Source organism: Streptomyces sp. NPDC047014 (assembly GCF_040644195.1).
In the GTDB taxonomy this organism is placed as follows: Bacteria; Actinomycetota; Actinomycetes; order Streptomycetales; family Streptomycetaceae; genus Streptomyces.
The window spans coordinates 63,463-70,278 of sequence record NZ_JBEYVX010000030.1 but is presented as its reverse complement, the minus strand read 5'-3'; the positions used below and the strand labels follow the sequence as shown (position 1 = coordinate 70,278).

7 protein-coding genes are annotated in these 6,816 nt (G+C 72.0%); 5 read left to right on the top strand and 2 right to left on the bottom strand.

Features of this window, described 5'->3' with window-relative positions; all coding sequences use genetic code 11:
- Positions 1–250 precede the first annotated feature (250 nt).
- Positions 251–847, bottom strand: coding sequence for a hypothetical protein (locus ABZ873_RS18690; RefSeq protein ID WP_360872745.1), 597 nt, complete (start codon positions 845–847; stop codon positions 251–253).
- Between the two features lie 243 nt (positions 848–1,090).
- Between ABZ873_RS18690 and purN the strand changes: the two genes are divergently transcribed.
- Both purN and purH read left to right on the top strand, forming a co-directional pair.
- Positions 1,091–1,714 (top strand): phosphoribosylglycinamide formyltransferase, encoded by a 624-nt coding sequence (purN, locus tag ABZ873_RS18685; RefSeq protein ID WP_360872742.1) that lies wholly within the window; start codon positions 1,091–1,093, stop codon positions 1,712–1,714.
- Positions 1,711–3,306 (top strand): bifunctional phosphoribosylaminoimidazolecarboxamide formyltransferase/IMP cyclohydrolase, encoded by a 1,596-nt coding sequence (purH, locus tag ABZ873_RS18680; RefSeq protein WP_360872739.1) that lies wholly within the window; start codon positions 1,711–1,713, stop codon positions 3,304–3,306. Before purN ends, purH begins: the two co-directional genes overlap by 4 nt.
- Positions 3,307–3,427: 121 nt before the next feature.
- Here purH and ABZ873_RS18675 read toward each other — a convergent pair whose 3' ends face one another.
- Entirely contained in the window at positions 3,428–4,081 is a 654-nt protein-coding gene (locus ABZ873_RS18675; RefSeq protein ID WP_360872736.1) for a hypothetical protein, read from the bottom strand.
- 242 nt (positions 4,082–4,323) lie between these two features.
- Between ABZ873_RS18675 and ABZ873_RS18670 the strand changes: the two genes are divergently transcribed.
- The 3 genes from ABZ873_RS18670 to ABZ873_RS18660 all read left to right on the top strand — a co-directional run bounded on the left by ABZ873_RS18670 (position 4,324) and on the right by ABZ873_RS18660 (position 6,794).
- Positions 4,324–5,184, top strand: coding sequence for a bifunctional methylenetetrahydrofolate dehydrogenase/methenyltetrahydrofolate cyclohydrolase (locus ABZ873_RS18670; protein ID WP_360872733.1), 861 nt, complete (start codon positions 4,324–4,326; stop codon positions 5,182–5,184).
- Positions 5,174–5,605 carry a DUF3017 domain-containing protein gene (locus tag ABZ873_RS18665; RefSeq protein ID WP_360872730.1) on the top strand — a complete coding sequence of 144 codons (432 nt, stop codon included), beginning with the start codon at positions 5,174–5,176 and terminating at the stop codon, positions 5,603–5,605. The genes ABZ873_RS18670 and ABZ873_RS18665 overlap by 11 nt, the downstream gene beginning before the upstream one ends.
- A 199-nt stretch (positions 5,606–5,804) precedes the next feature.
- Positions 5,805–6,794, top strand: coding sequence for a malate dehydrogenase (locus tag ABZ873_RS18660; protein ID WP_360872727.1), 990 nt, complete (start codon positions 5,805–5,807; stop codon positions 6,792–6,794).
- The last annotated feature ends 22 nt before the right edge of the window (positions 6,795–6,816 follow it).

Below are 6,816 nucleotides of genomic sequence, written 5' to 3'. Positions count from 1 at the left end.
CAGGGTGCCGCGCCGGCCGAAGACGTCGCCGACGCGTCCGCCCACGATGAAGAAGATGGGCGGCGGGGCTGGAGTGGGGGCGCTGCCCCCGGACCCCCGCGCCTCAAACGCCGGCGGGGCTGGAGTGGGCGGCGGGGATGGATCGGGGGCCGGGTTGGCTCCGCCTGTGGTGGGGGCGCGGGTTGTGGTTCGGCGGCGGGTGGGTGGGTAGGGGGCGCGGCCGGGGTCCGGGGGGATGCGCCTCAGCGGGTCAGCGGGGGACCTTCATCACGTCGCCCAGGACGTTGTCCGGCAGGAGGGTGTTGCACTGGAGTTCCGCCGCGTTCGTGAGGGCGTCGTCGCGGCAGACGTAGAAGTCCTTGTACGCCAGCTGCACCGCGTACGAACCGAACGCCAGCAGGATCGCCAGAGAGGCCGTGACCAGGCCGGTCACCGCCGCCGTGCGCTGGGGGCGGGCCGCCGGGCCGAGGGCCTGGAGGCCCGTCGGGGCGTCCGGCTCCGCCGGGGAGGCCGGCTTGCCGCGCAGGGCGCTGATGCCCCAGTACAGGGCGAGCGCGCCCAGCAGCAGCCCGACCGACGGGATCCCGAAGATCCCGAAGAAGAAGCCCCACATGCCCGCGAGCAGCGCGTACCGCGCCCGCCGCTGGACCGGGTCCGTCGGGTCCCAGCGGGCCGGGCCGCGCCGGTCCTCGTCCGTGTCCCTCGGGCCGTCGCCCTCGCCGCTGCCGTCGCCGTTCCGGCCGCCGGCACCGCGGCGCGGCTCCCACGGCTGGTCGGGTCGGCCTTCCGGCGGGGCCGCGAAGGGGTTGTCGTCGGTGGGGGAGTCGGGCTGACGGCGGTCCGGCATCGGGTGTGTTTCATCCCCTGTGTCATGGACGTCGCGAGGACATCGTGGCGAGGTGGGCCAGTTCAAGCCTTGTAGGCCCGACGCTACCGCCCGCCCGTCCCCCCGTCCCTCGGGGGCCGTCCGGTGTGCCGGTATCGTTGCAGGCGGTCGGTGGCTTCGTATGGTTCCCCGTATATCGGTACCCCGAAGTTTCGTATGACCACACAAGGACGAACACCGCAATTCGCGAGAAAGGGCCTCCCCATGGCCGCCTCCCGCCTGGTCGTGCTGGTCTCCGGTTCCGGCACCAACCTCCAGGCCCTGCTCGACGCCATCGACGCCCACCCCGGCGGATCCGAGGGCTTCGGTGCCGAAGTCGTCGCCGTGGGGGCGGACCGCGAGAACATCGCCGGCCTGGAGCGGGCGGAGAAGGCGGGCATCCCCACCTTCGTCTGCTCCGTCAAGGACTTCGGCAGCCGCGCGGAGTGGGACGCGGCGCTCACCGCCGCCACCGGCGCCCACGCGCCCGATCTCGTCGTGTCGGCCGGATTCATGAAGATCGTGGGCAAGGCGTTCATCGACCGCTTCGGCGGCCGGTTCGTCAACACCCATCCCGCCCTCCTCCCCTCCTTCCCCGGTGCGCACGGCGTGCGCGACGCGCTCGCCTACGGCGCGAAGGTCACCGGCTGCACGGTCCACTTCGTGGACAGCGGCGTGGACACCGGTCCGATCATCGCCCAGGGTGTGGTCGAGGTCCGGGACGAGGACGACGAAGCCGCTCTCCATGAGCGCATCAAGGAAGTCGAGCGACAGCTGCTCGTCGATGTCGTGGGGCGTCTGGCCCGGCACGGCTACCGCATTGAGGGACGAAAGGTAACAATCCAGTGACCGCCGCAGACACCGCAGCGAGCAACGACCCGACCACGAACCAGCGGCCGATCCGGCGTGCGCTCATCAGCGTCTACGACAAGACGGGACTGGAAGAGCTGGCCCGCGGCCTGCACGAGGCGGGCGTCGCGCTCGTCTCCACCGGCTCCACCGCCTCGAAGATCGCCGCCGCCGGGGTGCCCGTCACCAAGGTCGAGGAGCTGACCGGCTTCCCCGAGTGCCTGGACGGTCGGGTCAAGACCCTGCACCCGCGTGTGCACGCCGGCATCCTCGCCGACCTGCGCCTGGAGGCCCACCGCGAGCAGCTGGCCGAGCTGGGCGTGGAGCCCTTCGACCTCGTGGTCGTCAACCTCTACCCCTTCCTGGCCACCGTCCAGTCGGGTGCCACCCCGGACGAGTGCGTCGAGCAGATCGACATCGGCGGCCCGTCGATGGTCCGCGCCGCCGCCAAGAACCACCCGTCCGTGGCCGTGGTCACCAGCCCCGCCCGCTACGCCGACGTCATCGCGGCGGCCCAGGGCGGCGGCTTCGACCTCACCGCGCGCAAGCGGCTGGCCGCCGAGGCGTTCCAGCACACCGCCGCCTACGACGTGGCCGTGGCCTCCTGGTTCACGAACGCGTACGCCCCCGAGGACGAGGGCGGCGCCCTGCCCGAGTTCCTGGCCGGCGCCTGGGAGCGCAAGTCCACCCTGCGCTACGGCGAGAACCCGCACCAGGCCGCCGCGATCTACACGGACGGCCTGCCGGGCGGCCTCGCCAACGCCGAGCAGCTGCACGGCAAGGAGATGTCCTTCAACAACTACGTGGACACCGAGGCCGCGCGCCGCGCCGCCTACGACCACGACGAGCCCTGCGTGGCGATCATCAAGCACGCCAACCCGTGCGGCATCGCCGTCGGCGCGGACGTCGCCGCCGCGCACCGCAAGGCGCACGCCTGCGACCCGCTGTCGGCGTTCGGCGGGGTCATCGCCGTCAACCGCCCGGTGACCGTCGAGCTGGCCGAGCAGGTCGCGGAGATCTTCACCGAGGTCATCGCCGCCCCCGGCTACGAGGACGGCGCGGTGGAGATCCTGGCCCGGAAGAAGAACATCCGCGTCCTGAAGGTGGACGGCTCCCCGGCCCAGCCCGGCGACGTCAAGCCGATCTCCGGCGGGGTGCTGCTCCAGCAGTCCGACGTGTTCCAGGCCGAGGGCGACGACCCGGCCCACTGGACCCTCGCCACCGGCGAGGCCCTGTCCCCGGCCGAGCTCGCCGAGCTGGCCTTCGCGTGGAAGGCGTGCCGCGCCGTCAAGTCCAACGCGATCCTGCTCGCCAAGGACGGCGCCTCGGTCGGCGTCGGCATGGGCCAGGTCAACCGGGTGGACTCCGCGAAGCTGGCCGTCGAGCGGGCGGGCGCCGAGCGCGCGCAGGGCTCGTACGCCGCGTCCGACGCCTTCTTCCCCTTCCCGGACGGGCTGGAGATCCTGACGGCCGCGGGCATCAAGGCCGTGGTCCAGCCGGGCGGTTCGGTCCGCGACGAGCAGGTGGTCGAGGCGGCGCAGAAGGCGGGCGTGACCATGTACTTCACCGGCACCCGGCACTTCTTCCACTGAGCCCGACCGCTCACTGAGCCCGACCGCTCACTGAGCCCGACCGCTCACTGAGCCCGACCGCTGTACGGCGAAGGCCGCGCCCCGCATCACGGGGCGCGGCCTTCGCCGTACAGCGGCTCGTTCAGTAGCGCGGGCGGTGGAACCAGGCGCCGGACTTCGCCAGGCCGACGACGACCGTGATGCCCAGGGCCAGGGAGATCAGCGAGGGGATGACGCTGAGGGCGGTGAGGCCGCCCTGGGAGTTCTCGCTCGCGCCGAGCGCCATCAGGTTGATGAGCATGCCGACGCCGGCGAACAGGACCTGGAGGGAGCCGTAGATGATGCCCGAGATCCGGACGCCGTTGCCGCCCTTGGCCATCTTGGCCGCGGTCAGGATCGGCCACAGCGACACGCCGATGACCAGGACGCCGACGATCACGCCCATGATGCCGGCCGCGGCCCCCGCGTCGTTCGCGGAGGAGCTGGTGGAGCCCGAGAGCGCCGCGCCGAGCAGCGCGAGGCCGACGGTGACGAACAGGCCGGCCAGCAGCTGGAGGATGCCCAGGATCCAGAGGATGACGCGGGCCGCCTTCGCGCCGCCCGGCATCTCCCCGTAGCCCCCCGGGTACCCGCCGGGGCCGCCCGGGTAGCCCATGGGGGCCTGCTGCGGGTAGGCGTAGCCGGACTGCGGCGGGATACCGGGCGGGGCCTGCTGCGGGTAGCCGTAGCCGGGCTGGCCCTGCGGGGGCTGGGACGGCTGCTGTCCGTACGGATTGTGCGGGTCGCCGAAGCTCATCTTGGGGTGTTCCTCCGTGGAAGTGCGGGGACGCACGGCACGAGCACGGAGGATCCTGCACGGTGCGGTCCGCCCCCCGGCACTGCCCGCGGCACTCAGTCGTTTCATCGTGGTCCGCCCGGAATGGCTTGTCCAGCCACTTGCGCTACGCCGTGTGACTTGTTGTGCAAGTGCAATGAACCCCGTGCGGTCGTGAGCGCCTTGACTGGAACAGGGGCCACCTCATCCGGGAGGATGGGGGCATGACCGCCCAGATTCTCGATGGCAAGGCCACCGCGGCCGCGATCAAGTCCGAACTGACCGCCCGTGTGGCGGCCCTGAAGGCGCGGGGCATCACCCCCGGCCTCGGCACCCTGCTGGTCGGCGACGACCCGGGCAGCCGCTGGTACGTCAACGGCAAGCACAAGGACTGCGCCGAGGTCGGCATCGCCTCCATCCAGCGCGAACTGCCCACCACGGCCTCCCAGGAGGACATCGAGCAGGTCGTGCGGGAGCTGAACGACAACCCGGACTGCACCGGCTACATCGTGCAACTCCCGCTCCCCAAGGGCATCGACACCAACCGGGTCCTGGAACTGATGGATCCGCTCAAGGACGCCGACGGCCTGCACCCCATGTCGCTCGGCCGCCTGGTGCTGAACGAGCCGGGCCCGCTGCCCTGCACCCCGTACGGGATCGTCGAACTGCTGCGCCATCACGAGGTCGAGATCGACGGCGCGCACGTGGTCGTCCTCGGCCGCGGCATCACCGTCGGCCGCTCCATCGGCCTGCTGCTGACCCGCAAGTCCGAGAACGCCACCGTGACCCTCTGCCACACCGGCACCCGCGACCTCTCCGGGCTGCTGCGCCAGGCGGACATCGTCGTCGCGGCGGCCGGTGTCCCGCACCTGGTCAAGCCGGAGGACGTGAAGCCCGGCGCGGCCGTGCTCGACGTCGGCGTCAGCCGCGACGGCGACGGGAAGATCGTCGGCGACGTGCACCCGGGCGTGGCCGAGGTGGCCCGCTGGATCTCCCCCAACCCGGGCGGCGTCGGCCCGATGACCCGCGCCCAGCTCCTCGTCAACGTGGTCGAGGCGGCGGAACGGGCCGGCAGTGCGGGCTGAACCGGACGCCGGACACGTCAACGGCAGCGGCACCGCCAAGTCCCGCCGCTTCCCGTCGGTCACGCGCGACACGGCCCGCCCCGAGGGCAGCGGCCGGGCCGTCCCCGGCGCCGTGTCCACGCCCGCCCGGCAGTGGCCGATGCTCAGCGTGCTCGCCGCCACCGCGGCGGGCCTGCTGATCACGGCCCTCGGGCAGGCCAAGGTCGGCTGCCTGGTCATCGGCGTGGCGCTGATCGCGGCCTCGGTGATGCGGCGGGTCCTGCCCTCGGTGGGCATGCTCGCGGTGCGCTCCCGCTTCACGGACATGATCACGTACGGGGTGCTGGGCGTGGCGATCACGCTGCTCGCGCTGGTGATGGCGCCCAGGCCGTGGCTCGACCTGCCGTTCGTGGAGGACGTGGTCCGCTTCACCGTGCGGTGAGCGCCGCCGGGGCGGAGGCGGTCGTACCGGTTCGGCGCGGTGCGTGTGCCACGCACCACAGGGACCCGGGGGTTGGGGCGCCCCCGGGTCGGATAGCCTGACCGCGGATGTCTCTTCACATCAAGATTTACCCGGGAGCGGCGTCCTCCAGCACATGGGGCAGGGACGCCCCACCGCCAGCTGTCTAACGGAGAAGGCCATGACCCGCACTCCTGTGAATGTCACCGTTACCGGCGCCGCCGGCCAGATCGGCTACGCGCTGCTCTTCCGCATCGCCTCCGGTCACCTGCTCGGCGCGGACGTGCCGGTCAAGCTCCGGCTCCTGGAGATCCCCCAGGGCATGAAGGCCGCCGAGGGCACCGCGATGGAGCTCGACGACTGCGCCTTCCCGCTGCTCGCCGGCATCGACATCTTCGACGACCCGAACCAGGGCTTCGACGGTGCGAACGTCGCGCTGCTCGTGGGCGCCCGCCCGCGCACCAAGGGCATGGAGCGCGGCGACCTGCTCGCCGCCAACGGCGGCATCTTCAAGCCGCAGGGCCAGGCCATCAACGCGCACGCCGCCGACGACATCAAGGTCCTCGTCGTGGGCAACCCGGCCAACACCAACGCGCTCATCGCGCAGGCCGCCGCCCCGGACGTACCGGCCGAGCGCTTCACCGCGATGACCCGCCTGGACCACAACCGCGCGATCTCGCAGCTGGCCGCCCGCACCGGTGCCGCCGTCTCCGACATCAAGCGCCTGACCATCTGGGGCAACCACTCGGCCACCCAGTACCCGGACATCTTCCACGCGGAGATCGCCGGCAAGAACGCCGCCGAGGTCGTCAACGACCAGGCGTGGCTGGCCGACACCTTCATCCCGACCGTCGCCAAGCGCGGCGCCGCGATCATCGACGCCCGTGGCGCCTCCTCGGCCGCCTCGGCCGCCAACGCCGCCATCGACCACGTGCACACCTGGGTCAACGGCACCGCCGAGGGCGACTGGACCTCGATGGGCATCCCGTCGGACGGCTCCTACGGCGTGCCGGCCGGTCTGATCTCCTCGTTCCCCGTCACCTGCACGGACGGCACGTACGAGATCGTCCAGGGCCTGGACGTCAACGAGTTCTCCCGCTCCCGCATCGACGCCTCCGTCCAGGAGCTGTCGGAGGAGCGCGACGCGGTCCGCGAGCTCGGCCTCATTTGATCGCTCCGTAGTACGGGAAAGC

What these genes read in the sequence shown, in the direction of transcription:
- ABZ873_RS18690 (WP_360872745.1), bottom strand. Translation starts at nt 847, where the DNA reads ATGCCGGACCGCCGTCAGCCCGACTCCCCCACCGACGACAACCCCTTC.
- purN (WP_360872742.1), top strand. Translation starts at nt 1,091, where the DNA reads ATGGCCGCCTCCCGCCTGGTCGTGCTGGTCTCCGGTTCCGGCACCAAC.
- ABZ873_RS18675 (WP_360872736.1), bottom strand. Translation starts at nt 4,081, where the DNA reads ATGAGCTTCGGCGACCCGCACAATCCGTACGGACAGCAGCCGTCCCAG.
- ABZ873_RS18670 (WP_360872733.1), top strand. Translation starts at nt 4,324, where the DNA reads ATGACCGCCCAGATTCTCGATGGCAAGGCCACCGCGGCCGCGATCAAG.
- ABZ873_RS18660 (WP_360872727.1), top strand. Translation starts at nt 5,805, where the DNA reads ATGACCCGCACTCCTGTGAATGTCACCGTTACCGGCGCCGCCGGCCAG.